Origin of the sequence: Muricauda sp. MAR_2010_75, from assembly GCF_000745185.1 — a bacterium.
Classification (GTDB): domain Bacteria; phylum Bacteroidota; class Bacteroidia; order Flavobacteriales; family Flavobacteriaceae; genus Flagellimonas.
In genome coordinates this window covers 3,378,973-3,397,818 of the sequence record NZ_JQNJ01000001.1, presented here as the reverse complement: position 1 = coordinate 3,397,818, position 18,846 = coordinate 3,378,973, and the positions used below count along the sequence as shown (strand labels likewise).

Genomic DNA, 18,846 nt, shown 5'->3' with positions numbered 1-18,846 from the left:
ATTTGCTACGTTATGTAGTAGAGAATTTTAATTTCATGAAGGTTTTACAGGTAATCAATTCTTTAAATTCAGGTGGAGCAGAAAAACTGGTCACCGATTTATGTATCGCTTATCTAAAAAAAGGGGTGGATGTTGAACTGGCTTTACTGAACGGCCAAAAAACGGCGTTTCTAGAACGCTTGATAAAAATTAGTCCTGAGTTAAAAATCCACAACTTGGGCGAAGGCAAAAGCATGTACAGTCCAACGCATATTTTTAAGCTAAGAAGATTGCTGAAGCAGTATGATGTGGTACACGTGCACCTATTTCCATCTTTTTATTGGGTTGGTTTTGCAAGTTTTCTTGGGAATGTTCGCCCTAAACTTTTCTACACCGAGCACAACACTACCAACCGACGTAGAAACCATCCCCTACTAAAACACATTGACAAGGTTATCTATAGGCGTTACACCAAAATCATTTCCATATCGGATGCAGTGCACCAAAACCTGCAGGAGCACCTTGGAAAATTGAAAAAGTTGGTGTTTCAAATCAATAATGGGATTAATCTAAATGAGGTAAGTTCCGCAAAGCCCTATCAAAAAACAGAACTGGGTTTTGATGAAACAACGACGCTTTTGTTGCAAGTATCGAGCTTTACACCTCAAAAAGATCAAAAAACACTGATTCAAAGTTTACAACATCTTCCAGAGACAACACATCTTATTCTAGTGGGTGATGGTCCGTTGAGAACAGAACAAGAAAAACTAGCGGCCTCGTTGAAGCTATCGGAAAGAGTTCATTTTTACGGACTGCGCAATGATGTGCCCCGTCTTCTAAAAACTGTTGATATTGTTGTTCTTTCCTCAAATTTTGAAGGCCTATCCCTATCTTGTGTTGAGGGGTTGGCTTCAGGAAAACCATTTATGGCTTCCGATGTGCCCGGTCTTACCGAAGTGGTCCAGGGATATGGAATCCTATTTCCCAAAGGGGACCATGAATCTTTGGCCTCGAGCATAAACAAACTGATTGAGGATGAGGATTACTATAAAGCTGTAGTTGAAAAATGCATGGCTCGATCTAAAGATTTTGATATAGAAGATATGGTAGAAGGCTATTTGCAATGCTATACGGGTGCCATTAAAAAATAAGGAACAATTCAATAAACGCCACAATCAATGACAAAGCCAAAAGTTCTAATTATTTGTTCTGTTTCCTATTCCCTGCTTAATTTCAGAAAAGACTTTATTGAAGAACTTGTTCTAGCGGGTTATGATGTTTGGTGTGCTGCTCCTGATTTCTACGATGACAGTATTGAAAAGGTGAAAGCCATGGGCGCCCATCCCGTTGAATTCAACCTGCAAAGGAAAGGGCTAAACCCTATTAAAGACTTTAAAAGTGTCTGGGAACTTAAAAAAATCATGAAAGACCTGGAGATAGACTTTGTGTTTGCCTACACCATAAAACCGGTCATTTATGGCTCTTTTGCAGCACAACAATTAAATATCAAGACGTTTTCCCTGATCACGGGACTTGGCTTTACGTTCAGCGGCGTTTCCATAAAGTCCAAACTATTGGGTCAGGTCTCACGACTTTTGTACAAGCTTGCCCTCAGAAAAAACAATACTGCCATTTTTCAGAATGTGGATGATAAAAACCTTTTTTTGGAACAAGGTATTCTTCCCAAAAACAAGGAGTCCTTTTTAGTGAACGGTTCTGGAATCAATATAGATCGATTTCGCTCCAAAGAAGCTCATGAATTCAATAAAGGAGGTATCGTAAATTTCATCATAATTGGCCGATTGATGGTTGAAAAGGGTATTGAACTGTTCCTGGATACAGCAGTATCTGTACATAAGGAAAACAGGGACGCTAAATTCCACGTGGTTGGAAGCCCTCCTGAAGACTTGATCGCATTGGCATCAAGATTACAAAAACTACATGATGATGGTGTAATTGTACATCATGGTACGCAAACCGATGTTAGACCTTATCTCAATGCTGCAGATATATTTGTTCTGCCCACCTATTACAGGGAAGGCGTACCGAGATCCATTTTGGAAGCCTTGTCGGTAGGTTTGCCAATCATAACAACCAAAACCCCCGGATGTAGGGAAACTGTACTTGAAGGAAAAAACGGATTTTTGATTCCTCCAAAAGAATTGGAACCTCTTCAAAAGGCCGTAAGCTACTTTTTGGATAATCCAGATAAAATTGAGGCAATGGGTAGGGAAAGTAGAAAACTTGCTGAACAGAAGTTCGATGTTCGTTTGATAAATGCTGATTTACTTAGAATCATCAACCAAAATATAACATAATGTATTCACGGTTCTTTAAACGGATAATAGATTTTTTGGTCTCATTGATCGCGCTACTGGTGCTGTCACCCATTATTTTAACATTGACCGTTCTGCTAGCATGGGCTAATAATGGAAAACCCTTTTTCTTTCAGAAAAGACCAGGGAAAAATGAGAAAATCTTTACTATCATCAAGTTCAAGACCATGAACGATAAGAAGGATGCCCAAGGCAACCTTCTCCCCGATATGGAACGCATCACCAAAGTGGGCAAGTTTGTGCGTGGGGCCTCCCTTGATGAACTCTTGCAACTTATCAACGTACTCAAAGGAGACATGTCCATTGTGGGGCCCAGACCCCTTTTGGTGGCTTACCTCCCACTCTACAATTCCGAACAGGCCCAACGGCATAATGTAAAACCTGGAATTACCGGTTGGGCACAGGTCAATGGGCGCAATGCCATAAGTTGGGAAGAGAAATTTAAGTTGGATGTTTGGTACGTCAATAACATCAGTTTCGCCACTGATGTAAAAATCTTGATGAAAACGGTGCAAAAAGTAGTACAGCGCGATGGAATATCGGCCAGTGAAGAGCAAACCATGGAGCGGTTTATGGGAACCAAAAATGGGTGAATCTTTTAACCCGGGATGCACGTTCAAAATAGGAACGTGGCATCACTTATGTACGATTCAAAGAATGTTTGAACAACTTTATAGATAAAAATCAAAGCCATACCAATAAATACCTAGATTTGGACAATGTACGAATTTAGGCAAGCTGATATAACATGAAAACTGTAATGATCTTAGGGGGATCCAAGGGAGTAGGCAAGGAAATCCTCAAATCCTGTGTGAAAAAAGGTTATAATGTAGCCTTTTGTGGGCGAAACCAAGAGGAAGGCGATAAGGTTATCCAATCTACACAGGCCGAAAATCAACTCTATTTCCATAAGTTGGACTTGAACAGTATTGAAGAAATAGAAAACTTTTACAATCAGACCATACAACGTTTCAAAAAAGTGGATGCCCTAATTTTATATGCGGGCATTACTCCTGTTGCCTCAATTCTTGATGCTGAGGAAGATGTGTATGACAGTGTGTTCAACATCAACCTTAAAGCACCATTCTTTTTATTGAAACACGTGCTAAAATCCATGGTTGAACAACAGTCGGGTTCCATCCTATTTTTTGGGTCGGCGCATATGGATTACGGTGAAATTGACCGCGCTCCCTACGCTCTAACAAAAAGTAGTTTGTATACCTTATCAACCCATATAGCCCATCATTATGCCAAATATGGCGTGCGATCAAATTATTTGGTCATGGGTTGGACCAATACCGAGGGTGAACTTGAACTGCGAAACAAAGAAGGCGTAAGCGAGGAAAAACTAAAGGAAAAGGCATCTGGAATTATCCCAATGGGTAGAATGCTCAATACGTCAGACCCCATACCCGCGGTCATGTACTTTATTTCAGACGAATCAGCAATGACAACTGGCTCATTGGTGCGAATTACAGGAGGAGAGTTTATTTAAAGTATGATCCATCTTTGATTTTTCAAAATAGATTCCCATATATGACAAAATCAGCCACCGAAAACAATATTTATATAGGAGGTTTGTTTTATATTGAATTGCATAAACTATGAGTCAATTGAATACTGTTGAAATAAGCGTTATTGTTCCCATCTATCGGATTGAAAGGTACTTGCCTCAGTGTATCGATAGCCTTTTAGACCAATCTTTTTCAGATTTTGAATTGATTTTGGTGGATGATGGCAGTCCTGACAGTTGCCCCAAAATTTGTGATGATTACGCAAAGAAGGATACCCGGGTAGAAGTCATACACAAAGAAAACGGTGGACTTTTAAGTGCAAGAAAGGCAGGATTGGATCAAGCCAAGGGAAAATATATTGCATACGTTGACGGTGATGATTGGGTAGATACATTTTATTTGGATGTGCTGTTCAAGCTTGCCGTGGCAAATGACTCTGATCTTGTGGTCACGGGCCATTTCAGGGAATTCGATGGGAAAATTGAGACCATAAAACCAAAATCCACAGGCATCTATGAGCATGAAGAATTGCAATCCTCCATTCTTCCCAACGCCATCTATAATGGTCGTTTCTGTGAGCATGGTATATCAACTTATGTGTGGAACAAATTGTTTAAAAAATCATTACTGAGTGAAGTTCTCTATGATGTGCCCAACGAAATAATCATGGGAGAAGACGCCGCCATAACCTATGCCTACCTGGCCATTTCAAAAAAAGTCACCGTAAGCCGTATTCCCGTTTATTATTATAGGCAACGGCATGATTCCATCGTAAAATCCATTGAAAATCCACAAATGGAATATTACAGGCTGGGGCTGTTGACAAGCTTTCTAAAATCAAAACTCAGCAAGTTTCTGGATAAGGAAAATCTGGACAAACAGATTACTTACTATTTGTACTCCCAAATTCTGGTTCGCTCTGGAGGGTTGATTTTTGACGAGGACAACAATCTGGTTTTCAATCCTTTTTTAAATGTCGGACCCAAGTCAAAAGTGGTTGTTTACAGTTCAGGTTCATTTGGGCAACACATCCTATCCACGAATACCAAAGCCCATTTTTTTGAGGTGGTCAAATGGATAGATCTGGACTACCATCCCTTAAATATTGGTGGGAACCATGTACAACCCATCAGTGCAGTAAGCAACAGTGATTTCGATCATTTGATCATAGCCACCATCAATCCTACAAATCACGATGAAATCAAGGAGGAGCTGAAGCTTATGGGCATTGATGAAAACAAAATTGTAGAAATAAACACAAACATGGGGGACATTAAACAAATATTGATGGATTTGGGCTTCAATGACCGATTTGAATTCCAAAAAAATTAATACTGCCTGTTTAAAATTGAAACCCCTGGAACATCAAAATAATACGATGTTGTAATAACTTTGATTTATGAAAAAACTTATCATATTGGGAGGAAACCCAGAAACGGCCGTTTTGGTCGATGTGGCAAACGCAATGGGCATTTATACCATTGTTGTTGATCCAAATCCCAATGCTCCAGCAAAAAAGAACGCTTCAGAAACCCATGATATAGATGGTTTTGATATTGACGGCATCGTTAAGTTGGCAAAGGATCGTAATGTAGATGCAGTATTGGTGGGCGTAGCGGACATCTTGGTAAAGCCCTACAGGGAAATTTGCGAAAAACTGGGTGTACACTGCTATGCTACCAAAGAAGCTGTTGAGGCATTTTGTAGCAAGGACGGGTTTAAAAGATATTGTGCTGAATATAACATTCAAGATATTCCCGGCATCTATTTGGATGAAACGAACATCGACAAGCCTGAAAACCTCGACTACCCCTTAATGATTAAGCCCGTGGATAGCGGTGGTGGTGTTGGTATGAAAATCTGTAGGGACGACAAGGATTACAACGAATCGGTAAAAACAGCATTGAAATTTTCCAAAAAAGGCGTTGTCCTTGTTGAAAAGTACATGGACTGTGATGATATGGCCGCCTACTATACTTTTAGATATGGTGTACCTTATATTTCCGCAATATCAGATAGACTTACTACTAAAAAACAAGGGGATGCCAGTCCAGTTTGTATTGGGGCTGTTTATCCGTCCAAGCACTCCCAACTGTTCATAGATCAGGTACATCCAAAACTCTGCGAACTTTTCAAAGGGTTGAAAATCCAAAACGGCGTACTCAACATTCAATTTTTTGTGGAAAATGGGATTGTCTACGCTTATGATCCCGGCTTTAGATTGCAAGGTGAGGCACCTCACATTCATATTGCCCATATCAATGGGTTTGATCATAGGGAAATGTTAGTGAACTATTCCTTCACTGGAGAAATGGGCGAAGATGACTTTGCTGAGAAAAATGATTATTGGTTCAAAGGAAAGACAGCCTGTACCATTTGGATACTTCTTACGGGTGGCGAAATTGGTTCCATTGAAGGTGTCGATAAAATAAAAAATGATCCAAACACCGTTTTTGTACTGGAACGATTTAAAGAAGGAGACACCGTTGAAGAAGAATGGTTGGGAACCGAACGACAAGTGTATTCCAGAATATACGTGGTGACCGACACTATTGCGGAAATCAATTCCAAAATCAATGCGTTTAAAGAAGTATTGAAAATCAAGGACACCAACGGTGAGAACATGATTTTGGAATGGTTGAAGCCTTTTAACGAAAATGATTATTAAACAGGAGAAATTCCTTCGTTTCGGCAAAACAGTAGTAGTTTGCCCCATAAAACGGCACTAAATCAATTTTATTTGTCCATACTGAAGGATGCCCTAGTTTTATGTTGATTTTAAGGATAATAAGAAAAAATCAAATATTGCGTTAGTAACATTGAAATCTTTGAATCAACATTTTTTTAGTGATTAAAACAACAACACAAGCCAATTAAGATTGCAATGAAATTAAGCATACTTATTCCACTTTATAATAAGGAAAAATATATTGAGCGTTGCTTTAAAAGTCTATTGGATCAAGACTTATCGTCAAATGAATATGAAATCATTATTGTTGACGATGGTTCCAAAGATTCAGGAGCTGCCATTGTAGCGGAATATGCTGAAAAGCATGCTAACATTCATCTCATCAAACAACAAAATCAAGGTCCAAGTGTAGCCCGAAACAAATGTTTGGAAGCGGCGAAGGGCGATTATGTCTATTTTCTGGATGCAGACGATTATTTGGCCACCAATGTTCTAAAAGCCGTGATTGAATTGGCCACAGAACATGAGCTAGACGTACTGGAATTCAATACCAAGGAAAAGAAAGAAGGTTCCGAACTTGATTTTGATTCCATGACACAAAACCCACAAAATCTGCCTGTGGTTGTTATGGATGGTATTACCTACGTTGCCGAACACGGTTTTAGAAATGAAGCGTGGCGTTATATTGTTAAGCGAAGCCTTTTGGAGGATGCCGGGGTGAAATTTATAGAAGGCACCTTGTACGAAGATGCTATTTTTACGGCCAGTCTCTTTTTTAAAGCCAATAGGATGGCCAAAGTGGACATGGATGTGCATCGGTACATTGTAGTTGAAAATTCCATCGTGACCAGCAAAGATCGGGCACACAACCTCAAATTTATTCATGGAATGGTCAATGCCATCGAACATTTCCATAGTCTGATCAAAGGTTTGGACAGTTCCCATCCCGATTATGGCAGAGTGGTTAAAAACTTAAAAGGCAAACAACAAGCTTATGTTTTTGCCCTGATCATAAGAACTTTAAAATACCGTCTGCTCAGTTTTAAGGAATTAAAGCAAATACTGTCCAAACTGCACACGTTTGAAGCATATCCGATGGACCCAAAAATTGGAGGTATCGGTGAGGGCAGTACTGGCCGTTTGTACAATATGACCTTTGTCCCGGCCTTTAACAATAAAACATGCCTTTACTTGGGTATGGGATTGATGAAGATCATGCCCTCACGTTAATAACAGCATTAAAATTTTGGTCTAGCTAGCTACGGTATAATAAAACGTACTGTAGCTTTTTTTTTGCCTAAAAATAGAAGTCAAGTAGCCAAATAATAGCATGCTACAAACGACCTCTATGCTTTCATTTGGCAATGGGCAGGTCTATATAAAAAAGTAGCTGGAATCCATTCTACTTTAAAAAATACACATAAAAAAGCCATAGTTTTCACTATGGCTTTTAAGGTTTGATGTATCTTTAATCCTAAAATTCAACAATCTGGAATTCCGATCTTCTATTTTTGGCGTGCTTTTCTTCCGTACAATATACTCCATCCTCACACTCGTTTACCAATTGGGTCTCCCCGAAGGCTTCATGACTAATCCTATCCCCTGCTATTCCTTTTGAAATAACATATTCAACGGTACGTTCCGCTCTTCGTTCCGAAAGCCATTGATTGTATTGGTCGGTTCCCCTTGAATCGGTGTGTGCCGTTACTTTAATGATCAAGTTTGGTTCATCTTGCATAACGGTGACCAATTGGTCCAAAAGTTCTTTATCCTTGGAAGTCAGATAGGAAGAATTAAGCTTGAAGTACACATTGCCCAATCCATTGATTTTGTTTTGAAGGGCGGCACGTCTGGCATCCTCAGCATCTTTTTTGGCCTTTTCGGCAGCAGACAGTTCCGCAGCTTCTTTTTCTCTTTGCAGACGTTCGGCCAACAATCGAGCTTCCTCCTCTGCTTGTGCAATGGAATCTTGAACTCTTTTTTGTTCTTCCTCCATCTCTTTCAACAAAGCAAGTTTTTCCTCTCCTTTTCGGGAAAGTCCCTTTTCAACTTCAAAACGATAGGCCACGGCAACCGCATGTTGAATGTGATTGTTCGCATTTTCTGTACTCATGGCCCATTTACCCGAAGTATTAATATCAAGACCCCAATGATCGGAAAACCAAGTCCTAAAACCCAAAACCGCATTGTAGGTTCCCCTACCCTGGTTATTGGCATCGGTATATCCCGCTCCTATTCCAACATAAGGATCAAAAAAACCGGTTTCCCCCAAAATTTTGTTCAAATCGTAGCTTGCCCTAAAATCAATTCCAAAGTAATCTATGTCTTCAGGGTTAACTTGTTTATCAATGATTTTTCCCTCCTTATACTTATTATAGGTACCAATGGCCTCCAAACCAAGACCATTTTTAAAATAGCGCCCCACACTGATTCTAGATGGGTATGGTACCATGTTCCAAGCATCTTTAATGTCAAAAAGCCTGTCAAATTCATGTCCAGAGTCGTCCACGATATTGGTTCCAAGGGATACTAGCCAGTAGCTTTGTACTATGCTATCCTTTTTTGTTAATTCAATGTCTTGTGCAAAGGTTGATGCTGTAAAGAAACAAGCCAAAGCTACAAGCGCTGGTTTTGAAATATTCATCATTCAGGATTTGAGGTTAATCAACAACAAAGGTATGTCACTGCTATAGAAAGGTGGATTTTGCACTTTCAAGTGCTTTTATTTTCGATAAGAAGTACATATTCCCATTTGAATTACCATCCCGTCTTTTGAAAGCTGAGCGATTTGACGGTCAACGGCATTTTATATAGATAAAAGGGATATAAAATAGGTGTTGCCTCTATATTTTTGGTGGTTTTAAGGTCCGTTAGCTCAACCGCAATGGTCAGTTCGTCTTCAGTTTCAGTTGTTTTGGACAATATGGGCATCCTTTCTCCCCTTTGTTCTCCCAAACAGACCACAATGGCCATTTCCTTGGAAAAATCTATCATAGGCACGGGAAGCCCGGGTTTTCGGGTCTTGTTGATCTGAGAATAAAATTTGTTCAAGGATTTTGTATCTCGAATCGCCATGGCATCATACTCCATAACACCACTATATCCGTCCTGCGCCACAAGTACCAAATCTTCAATTTCTTCTCCAGCCAAGCTCTTTTGCGCCTTACACGAAAACAGACAACATACCAGCGATAAGAGCATTATAAACCGCATAAATCAAAACGTGTTTTTAAAGCGGGATTTGAAGGCTTTTTCATAAAGTTCCTCATAAAGCGGTAGAATATGTACAATATCAAACTTAGACGCCACATTGTATGCATTTTGTTTGAATTTTTCTAAAACAGTTTCATCCTTTAGGATTTGCAATGCCTTGGAAGCCATATCGTCCACATCGCCCACATTTGATAAAAATCCAGAAATCCCATCCTTGTTCACTTCTGGAATTCCGCCTGTATTGCTGGAAACCACAGCTACCTTATTGATCATCGCTTCTAATGCCGCCAAACCAAAACTTTCCGTTTCCGATGGCAAGAGGAATAAATCGGAAAAACAAAGGATTCTATCAATCTCGGTGCTATTGCCCAAGAACAATACTTTTTCCTTCATTCCAAGATCATCGCATAATTGTTCTGCCTTTTCCTTTTCTGGACCCTCTCCCACCATGATCAATTTTGCGGGAATCTCTTTTTGGATTTTATGAAATACCTTGATCACATCCGGAATTCGCTTTACCTTCCTAAAATTACTGATATGGGTAATGATACGTTCATCCTCTTTGGCCATCAAGGTGCGTTGGCAATCTGTATATTCCGTACTGTATTTTGACTTTTCAATAAAGTTTGGAATGACCTCGATATCCTTTTCAATGTCAAAAAGTTCCATGGTGCTTTTCTTCAAGGCTTCGGAAACAGAAGTGACCACATCAGATTTATTGATGCTGAAGGTTACCGCTGGCTTATAAAAAGGATGTTTGCCCACCAAGGTAATATCGGTTCCATGAAGGGTTGTGATCATAGGAATGAAAATACCATATTCCTGAAGCATTTTCTTTGCCATATACCCTGCATAGGCATGCGGTATGGCATAGTGCACATGGAGCAATTCAATACCATAGAGTTTTATGGTATCCACCAATTTACTGGATAAGGCCAATTCATAGGGTTGGTAATGAAAAAGAGGATACTCGGGTACGTGCACTTCGTGAAAATGGATGTTATTTCCCAGAAGTCCCAACCGTACCGGCTGCCGATAGGTAACAAAATGTACTTCGTGACCCCTTTCGGCCAAGGCTATACCCAATTCAGTGGCCACAACACCGCTTCCACCAAATGTGGGGTAACAAACAATTGCAATTTTCATGACTACAAATCTAAGCCAATATTTGTTGTTTAATTTATAATGGAATCATAAATAGCTTGCTGGATCCTTGTCCGCAAACCCGATCTTATCAACAAATTATTGGTGGCCGAGGGATAGGTTCTGTTGGACAAAAACACATACACCAGTTCAGCATCAGGGTCGGCCCAGGTATAGGTGCCCGTAAAACCGCTATGCCCAAAGCTTTTTGGGGATACACATCCACAGGTTGGGCCGCTTTCTTCCAATTGGGGTTTATCAAAACCAACACCACGTCTTACATTCTTATTGCAGAAATAGCAGGTATTGAATTTTTTCACGGTACGCTCGTTCAAAAAACGTTCCCCACCGTAATAGCCTCCTTGCAAATACATTTGCATGATCTTGGCCACATCATTGGCCGTACTGAACAATCCTGCATGTCCCCCCACTCCACCTTGCATGGCTGCACCCATATCATGAACATACCCTTGAATGGTTTGGTACCGATAATAATCGTCCTCCTCAGTGGGAACAATTTCATCTTTTGGAAATTTATCCAGTGGATTGAACGCGGTGTACTGCAACCCCATGGGCCTGTACAGAAATTCATCGATAAGTTTGTCAATGGGTTTTCCATACGTTTCCTCAATATACTTTTTGAACACGTAGTAACCAACATCACTATAGCGGTACCGATTTGATTTTAAACTCTGTCGCCCAATACGTTCATAAATGGAATCTTTGTAGGCGTTGGTTAGGTATAGGTGATCCGCCACTTGGTAGGGAAATTCTTGGGAAGGGTTGTGACTGTAAAATTCAGGGGAAGGCCTTCTGTCCTTGTTCAAGGTGTCCAAATAAAAAGCGATCCAAGCGGGCAAACGGCCATAATGTGATAGTGCTTTTAGTACAGTTACATCTTTAAGTTCCGTATCTTCATACTCAGGGACCAATTCCTTGAACGTATAGTTCAATGCAATTTTACCCTCTTCTTCCATTTTCATGATCAAGGGAAGTGTGGAGAGGATTTTGGTCAATGAGGCCAAATCATAAATGGATTGTTCATCAATATATTCCGATGAATTATAGGTGGGCTTACCAAAACTTTTGTTGTATATGACCTTACCTTTTCTGGCCACAAGGACTTGTGCTCCAGGATACATCAATGAATCCAATCCGTTTTGTACCAGTGTATCCACCATGGCCAATTGTGAGGAACTCATCCCAACTCGCTCCGGAATGCTATAACCTAATCGTTGTAACGGTTTTACATCCACTCCCGTGTTCACTGGAAACTCTTCATGGGCCGAAACAGGGAGTTTTCCGGTTGCCCCGGTGGCTCCAAAAATTACCTCCGCTGTTTTTTCTTGGGCTATTTTGCTGTTCTGATATCCAACAACAACACCATCCATGGTGTCAAAATTAAGGACGTCCAAAAGTGCATAGGGTTTTGCAAACAATGCCAATATAGTATTGCTGGTTCGTAATCTTGAGATTTCCTCAAGCCAAAAGAGCTCATTTTTAGAAAATTTATATCCTTTCCAAGGGCTTTCATTGCTCATGTGGAACCCAATGATCACCAGATTGTAATTTTCCAATTCCTTTTTATATCCCGCGATATCCTTCGCCTTAATCTGAGTAACCTTAAAATACTTGTTGAGCGATGCAACAAAAGTGGAACCCGAATCATCTCCAAATTGCACATAGGCAATTTTTTTGTTCTCCAGTTTCTTAATGGGCATCAATGAAAAATTGTTCTTAGCTACCGTAATAGCTGCTTCAATGGTCTCCTCATACACCACATCGTTTTCAATGTCATTCAAATCTTCATAAAGATTGTTCAAATCTATTGGACGATAGTCGTACAAACCTGCCTTGTACTTGGCCATCAATATTTTTTTGACCGAATGGGCCAATCGTGCTTCCGAAATGACCCCGGTATTGTAGGCCTCAATCAACTTCTTCTTGGCCTCGAGCACATTTATGGGCATTAGAAGCATGTCGTTCCCAGCTAAAAATGCTTGAAGTTCCACTTCCCCATCAGGAGCAAATTGAGACACGGCCTTCATGTTCAGGGCATCGGTAAAAACCAACCCTTTATAACCCATTTCATTCTGAAGTAATCCGTAGACAATAGCATTGGAAAGTGACGAAGGATACCCCTCTCTACTTTCCAGACTGGGCACATCCAAATGGGCTATCATGATGGAGCTCAATCCTTGTTCCATTGCTTTCTTGAAGGGATACAGCTCAATGGAGTCCAACTGTTCCCGATTAGAATTGATTATGGGCAATGCTTTATGGGAATCTGTGGCGGTATCGCCATGCCCTGGAAAGTGTTTTCCACAAGAAAGAACACCTGCCCGCTCCATTCCTTTTATGAGGGCGACTCCTTTTTCGGCCACATTTTTGGGGTCTTCTCCAAAAGAACGATTACCAATGATGGGGTTTTGGGGATTGTTGTTGACATCCAAATCTGGAGCAAAATTAATATGTACCCCCAAACGTTTGGCGTGTTTCCCTATTTGATAACCCACTTTTTCCACTGCGGAATTATCCTGAATGGCTCCCAAGGTCATGTTCCAAGGGAAAGCGTAGGTAGAGTCTAAACGCATGGCCATTCCCCATTCCGCATCAGAACCAATAAGCAATGGTACTTTGGATACAGATTGATAGTCGTTGGTCAATTTTGCCTGCTGGACCGGTCCCCCCGACAGGAAAATAACCCCGCCTATGCCTTGTTCCTTGACCAGCTTTTTGACCTTGTCTTTTGATGCCTGATCTTGATTGGAAGCTATGCTCACCATGAACAACTGCCCAATCCGCTCATCCAAGGACATTCTGCTGTACTGGCCCTCCACCCAATTGGCCTGGACAAGTGAATCCTTTGTGACCAACGGGTTGGTTTGGCCCGTTACATGCAAACAAAAAAACAGGAAAAGGGGGAGGTAGAGTTTAATGCGCATAAATATCTTGTCTAGGACATGAACTTATCGCTGATAAAAATATTGCATTTCGTCGAAGAATGTACAGAAATTAAGATATTTTAAGAATTCGCCTATACAAATCGAGCATGCCAACTTTCACTGGCGGGCACTTCCCAATTGTCCAAATATTCCTGTTTTGTTGCCACCAAATTATTGAAAACAATGGTGTTCTTGGAAACGGCTTTCTCTTTAGCCATTTTTTTGAAATCCTTTAAGGGTTTGTAAGCGATGAACTCGCCTTGCTTGTAGGAAACATTCATTCGGTCCAAGAGTTCCACATCATATTTTTGCTCCAAGTTTTGGATAAAGTGCACGGATGCATCAATGGAGCAACCTGATGCGCTGGCATTGGTCTGATCTAATCCAATGATAATGAACCTTTTGTACTTTATTTCAAAACCTGCTTGCAATTCAGCACCATGTGCCGTCCATTCTTTTAAAAAGTTGGAAACATTTTGTTCTATATCTTGAAGCTCTTCGTCGGTAAAGCTTCGATTGGATTGGTAAATCCAAATTCTTGATGTATCTGGGAGTGCACTAAAATCTACTAGCATTTTTATGAATTTTTCGGGGAAAATCCCTGGTCCCTCCAGGGGGCAATTATACAGTTACAAATTTAGGGAGTTTGCCAATAACTCGGCAACATCCAAAACGGTAACACTATCTTCTTTTTCATGTGCCTTGATGCCGTCTGTCATCATGGTATTGCAATACGGGCAACCTGTGGCAATAATATTGGGTTGGGTCTCCAAGGCATCTTGGGTACGTAGCACGTTGATGTCCATGTCTCCCTTTTCCGGTTCTTTGAACATTTGCGCGCCTCCGGCTCCACAGCAAAGGGCTGTTTTTTTGTGACGCTTCATTTCCACCAATTCCGCGTTGGTCTTGGAAAGCATTTCTCTTGGAGCTTCATACTCCGAATTTGCCCGACCTAAATAACAGGGATCATGGAAGGTTATACGCTTTCCTTTGTAAACTTCTCCCTCTATGGTCAAACGACCCTTGTCTATCAATTCTTTTAGGTATTGGGTGTGATGGAGAACATCATACTTGCCACCCAAACCGGGATACTCATTTTTTAGGGTGTTGAAGGAATGTGGGTCACAGGTTACGATCCGTTTAATTTCATAGCCGTTCAACAGTTCTATGTTCATCATGGCCTGCATCTGAAACAAAAACTCGTTACCTGCTCGTTTGGCCACATCACCAGTGGAACTCTCTTCAGTACCCAAAACAGCAAAATCAACATTGGCTTTGTTCAATAACTTTACAAAAGCTCTAGTGATCTTTTTGGCCCGATCATCATAACTACCAGCCGAGCCGACCCAAAACAATATTTCGGGCTGCTTGCCTTCCGCCATAAACTCCTGCATGGTTTTGACCTTCAATTGCTCGCTCATAGTTCCAAATTTATTCGTTCACCCAGTTTAGTCGGTCCATTTGATTGTAGGGCCAAGGTGCACCGTTATTTTCTATGTTGGACATCATATTGTTCAACTCCATTGGGGCCGCGGATTGTTCCATGACCAAATAGCGTCTCATCTCCACGATGATGGATAATGGGTCTATACTCACGGGACATGCCTGCACACAAGCATTGCACGTAGTGCACGCCCATAGTTCTTCCGGGGTGATGTAATCATTCAGCAATTGTTTGCCATCATCCACAAATTCGCCCTTGTTGGCATCCATGATCTTTCCGACTTCTTCCAAGCGGTCACGGGTATCCATCATTATTTTTCGGGGCGATAATTTCTTTCCGGTTTGGTTGGCCGGACATTCTGAAGTGCATCGACCGCATTCGGTACAGGTGTAGGCGTTCAACAACTGCACCCAATTCAAATCCATTACGTCAGAAGCTCCAAACTTTTCAGGCTCCGGAGCGTCGGCCGGGGGTGCCGCATAGGGGTCGGCGGAAGGGTCCATCATCAATTTAACCTCATTGGTGACGGATTCTAAATTATTGAACTGTCCCTGTGGCCTCACCTTACCGTAATAGGTATTTGGAAACGCCAAAAGAATGTGCAAATGCTTGGAGTAATACAAATAATTCAAAAAGGCCAAGATGCCCAAAATGTGCAACCACCATGCGGTCCGCTCAATCAAAATCAAAGTGGACATGGGAAGACCGTCCAATACAGGAACAATAAACTGGCTGATCGGAAAAGCCCCCGCCTCTGTGTAATGGGCTGCTCCCATTTGTTGTAGCTGGTAATCTGCAGCATTCATGGTCAAAAACAACAGCATCAACACAAATTCGATGTAAAGAATTAGATTGCCGTCTGTTTTGGGCCAACCTTTCATCTCTGGTTTTATGAATCGTTGCAGTTTGATGATGTTCCGTCGTATCCAAAAAACGACCACGCCCACAATGACCAACAAGGCCAAAATTTCAAAGGATGCGATTAAAACATCATACAATGTGCCGAGGGGAGCAAACAGTCTATGGGTGCCTAAAATCCCATCCAAAATAATCTCCAACACTTCAATATTGATGATGATAAAGCCAACATATACAAAAATGTGCATGAGTCCGGCAACTGGTCGAACCACCATCTTGGTCTGTCCCAGAGCGATTCGGACCATATTTCTCCAACGTTGCGGCTTGTTGTCGCTCACATCCACATCCTTGCCCAATTTGATATTCCGGGACAGTTTTTTGACGTTTCTAGTGAAGAAACCGATACCTAAAATTAGGGCTATCACAAAAAGTATATTGGGCAAAAATTCCATCATGTATTAGTTCTGGGTCTGGATTGAATCTGCCGGGTCATTCTCCGGGAGCGTATATTCCTTTTGCTTTTTTCCAAAAACGGATACATTGACGTATCGCTTTGGATTTAGCCTAAAGTCTTGGAGCAATAGTTCCAGTTGCCTTGAAGCTTCCGTTAAGTTGTTGTACAGGGCATCGTCTTGGTGCAACTTGCCCAATGACCCTTCTCCTTTTTCAATTTTTCCGAGGATGGCATTCAATTTATCCACAGTGATCTGAAAATTGGTCAGGGTTCCTGCTAAATCCACACTGGCCAAGGAGTCTGAAAGCTTGGAGAAGTTGGAAGTGATTTTATCCACATTTTTAAGGGAGCTGTCCAATTGTTCTTGGTTGTTCTCCAACAACACATTTATCTTGTCCGCACTGCCCTTAAATGCCTTTACCAATTGGTTGAGCGAAACAATGGTTTCTTTTAATTCCCTTTTTGTGGGATCATCCAATATTTGATTAACATTCATCAACAAAGTATCCGCATTGGAAACTGCCCCTTCCACTTTCATCTGCAAGGGCGTGAGTTTTTGCTGTACCAACTCAGTGATGCCCGGTTTTATATTGGATTGCAAGGTATCCCCTGATTTTGCACTTGGGGCTCCATCGAAAACAGGAACAATCTGGATTCCCTTGCCGCCTATGATACCCGTATCAAAAAGTTCCGCGATACTGTTCTGGGAAAAATCAAACTCATTGCTCACCGAAAAGGTCACCAACAACTTTCCGGAATTATCTTTAAAACCAATGTTGGTAACATTGCCTACATTGTATCCATTGATGGATACTTGTGTTCCTGGCTGTAAACCGCCAACACTCTCGTACACGGCGTAAAAAGTTTTATTGTTGTCGAATAGTGGGGAGGATTTTAAATAGCTGAGCCCAAAAATAAAGGCAAAGATTCCTACGAGTACGATAACCCCGGTTTTAACTTCCCTGGATAGCTTCAAAGGATTCGGTTTATGGTTTAAACAAAATTAGGAATATTTTTGACAAGGCTGCCAAAGATGTTTATCTAGTTGGTTGCTTGTGACAAAGGTACCCGCTTTCCATCTTTATAGGCCACTATATATGAGGTTGTGTAGCCTTTGGCATCTGCGTTGGCCTTTAGCCTTTTTGCGTCATCCAAGGTACCTGCATTTCCATACATGTATCGGTAAAGGTTTTTATAAGGTTCTCTGGACAAAATATCCAAACCATTAAAGTTTTCTGCTCGTAGAGGAATACTCTTGGCACTTGCCAAAAGCTGTACCTTAAATACCACTCCGGTATTTGCACGTACAACGGGCGGGGTGGTTGTTTCTTCTTTTGGGGTTGATTCGACAACTGTTTCTTCCTTTTTAGGTGTTTCTTCTACCTTAGCAGGAGTTTTTTCTTCACTTTTGGTCTCTTCTGGAATGTTGACCACGACTTCGTTGTCTTCAATTTCTTTTGAAATCGTGCTGATATCCACACCTGTATTGATTTCGGATTTGTAGGCCAAAACGGCATCTGAAATGGCCTTGCCCATCTCTCGCTGACCGCTCTTTGAATTTAGATACGCACCTTCTCCTTTATTGGTCAAAAAACCGGTCTCTACCAAAACACTGGGCATAAAGGTTTGGTGCAGTACAATAAAACCAGCCTGTTTGACCTTTCTGTCCTTTCGATTTAATTTTTTGGTAAAGTTGTCCTGAAGCTTTTTGCCCAACAGAATACTTTGGTCCAAAAATTCTTCCTGCATAATGGTCAAACCAATAATGGATTCAGGGGAGTTAATATCATACTCCGCATAACGTTGCGCGTAGTCATCTTCCAAATAAATTACCGAGTTCTCCTTTTTGGCCACTTCAAAATTACGTTGATTGGCATGAAGGCCCAGAACAAAAGTTTCTGCCCCACTGGCATCGGAACTATGGGAGTTGCAATGTACGGACACAAAAAGGTCTGCGTTGGCCTGATTGGCTATCTCCCCCCTTTTAAAGAGGTCTACAAAAGTATCGTCGTCCCGGGTATACAAGACCTTAATGGTGGGGTCCTTTTCCAGTTCCTTTCCGGCCTCCAGTACAACCTGAAGGGCAATATCCTTTTCCAAATATCCATTTCCAATATTGCCGGGGTCGTGCCCACCGTGGCCAGCATCAAGGACAACAATGAATTTGTCCTTGGTTGTTTTTTGTAAATTGGTAATGTTAAATGAAATCAGTGTTGGGGCTATGAATAATAAAACGAAAAATGTAATCCAACTTTTATTCATAAGAACTGT

General features: G+C 41.1%; 16 protein-coding genes. 7 read left to right on the top strand and 9 right to left on the bottom strand.

What is annotated here, in order from left to right:
* The first annotated feature begins 35 nt into the window (after positions 1-35).
* From FG28_RS15340 to FG28_RS15310, 7 genes are all read left to right on the top strand, one after another.
* Complete coding sequence (locus FG28_RS15340) at positions 36-1,130, top strand: glycosyltransferase (RefSeq protein ID WP_036384315.1); 1,095 nt, start codon at positions 36-38, stop codon at positions 1,128-1,130.
* A gap of 27 nt (positions 1,131-1,157) precedes the next feature.
* Positions 1,158-2,297 carry a glycosyltransferase family 4 protein gene (locus FG28_RS15335; RefSeq protein ID WP_036384314.1) on the top strand — a complete coding sequence of 380 codons (1,140 nt, stop codon included), beginning with the start codon at positions 1,158-1,160 and terminating at the stop codon, positions 2,295-2,297.
* Positions 2,297-2,908: a sugar transferase gene (locus FG28_RS15330; RefSeq protein ID WP_036384313.1), complete on the top strand. Its 612-nt coding sequence runs from the start codon at positions 2,297-2,299 to the stop codon at positions 2,906-2,908. The genes FG28_RS15335 and FG28_RS15330 overlap by 1 nt, the downstream gene beginning before the upstream one ends.
* A 155-nt stretch (positions 2,909-3,063) precedes the next feature.
* Positions 3,064-3,810, top strand: a complete 747-nt coding sequence (locus FG28_RS15325) for an SDR family NAD(P)-dependent oxidoreductase (RefSeq protein WP_036384312.1) — start codon at positions 3,064-3,066, stop codon at positions 3,808-3,810.
* A 109-nt stretch (positions 3,811-3,919) separates the two neighbouring features.
* On the top strand, positions 3,920-5,161 hold the full coding sequence (locus FG28_RS20220; protein ID WP_231562642.1) for a glycosyltransferase family 2 protein: 1,242 nt from the start codon (positions 3,920-3,922) through the stop codon (positions 5,159-5,161).
* A 67-nt stretch (positions 5,162-5,228) separates the two neighbouring features.
* Positions 5,229-6,497: a carbamoyl-phosphate-synthetase gene (locus FG28_RS15315; RefSeq protein WP_036384310.1), complete on the top strand. Its 1,269-nt coding sequence runs from the start codon at positions 5,229-5,231 to the stop codon at positions 6,495-6,497.
* A gap of 216 nt (positions 6,498-6,713) precedes the next feature.
* On the top strand, positions 6,714-7,748 hold the full coding sequence (locus tag FG28_RS15310; protein ID WP_036384306.1) for a glycosyltransferase: 1,035 nt from the start codon (positions 6,714-6,716) through the stop codon (positions 7,746-7,748).
* Positions 7,749-7,992: 244 nt separating this feature from the next.
* Here FG28_RS15310 and FG28_RS15305 read toward each other — a convergent pair whose 3' ends face one another.
* From FG28_RS15305 to FG28_RS15265, 9 genes are all read right to left on the bottom strand, one after another.
* Positions 7,993-9,162, bottom strand: coding sequence for an OmpA family protein (locus FG28_RS15305; protein ID WP_051947400.1), 1,170 nt, complete (start codon positions 9,160-9,162; stop codon positions 7,993-7,995).
* 113 nt (positions 9,163-9,275) lie between these two features.
* Positions 9,276-9,731, bottom strand: a complete 456-nt coding sequence (locus FG28_RS15300; RefSeq protein ID WP_156102293.1) for a hypothetical protein — start codon at positions 9,729-9,731, stop codon at positions 9,276-9,278.
* Positions 9,732-9,734: 3 nt separating this feature from the next.
* The gene (gene bshA, locus FG28_RS15295) at positions 9,735-10,877 is read right to left on the bottom strand and encodes an N-acetyl-alpha-D-glucosaminyl L-malate synthase BshA (RefSeq protein WP_036384302.1); all 1,143 of its coding nucleotides are present in this window, start codon (positions 10,875-10,877) and stop codon (positions 9,735-9,737) included.
* 29 nt (positions 10,878-10,906) lie between these two features.
* Positions 10,907-13,819, bottom strand: coding sequence for a glycoside hydrolase family 3 N-terminal domain-containing protein (locus FG28_RS15290; RefSeq protein WP_036384299.1), 2,913 nt, complete (start codon positions 13,817-13,819; stop codon positions 10,907-10,909).
* A 92-nt stretch (positions 13,820-13,911) separates the two neighbouring features.
* Complete coding sequence (locus FG28_RS15285; RefSeq protein ID WP_036384297.1) at positions 13,912-14,394, bottom strand: hypothetical protein; 483 nt, start codon at positions 14,392-14,394, stop codon at positions 13,912-13,914.
* Positions 14,395-14,448: 54 nt separating this feature from the next.
* Entirely contained in the window at positions 14,449-15,240 is a 792-nt protein-coding gene (locus FG28_RS15280; RefSeq protein ID WP_036384295.1) for a (Fe-S)-binding protein, read from the bottom strand.
* A 10-nt stretch (positions 15,241-15,250) separates the two neighbouring features.
* Complete coding sequence (locus tag FG28_RS15275) at positions 15,251-16,573, bottom strand: (Fe-S)-binding protein (RefSeq protein WP_036386722.1); 1,323 nt, start codon at positions 16,571-16,573, stop codon at positions 15,251-15,253.
* A 6-nt stretch (positions 16,574-16,579) separates the two neighbouring features.
* Positions 16,580-17,551 carry an MlaD family protein gene (locus FG28_RS15270; protein ID WP_036384293.1) on the bottom strand — a complete coding sequence of 324 codons (972 nt, stop codon included), beginning with the start codon at positions 17,549-17,551 and terminating at the stop codon, positions 16,580-16,582.
* A 65-nt stretch (positions 17,552-17,616) separates the two neighbouring features.
* On the bottom strand, positions 17,617-18,837 hold the full coding sequence (locus tag FG28_RS15265; protein WP_036384290.1) for an N-acetylmuramoyl-L-alanine amidase: 1,221 nt from the start codon (positions 18,835-18,837) through the stop codon (positions 17,617-17,619).
* Between the last annotated feature and the right edge of the window lie 9 nt (positions 18,838-18,846).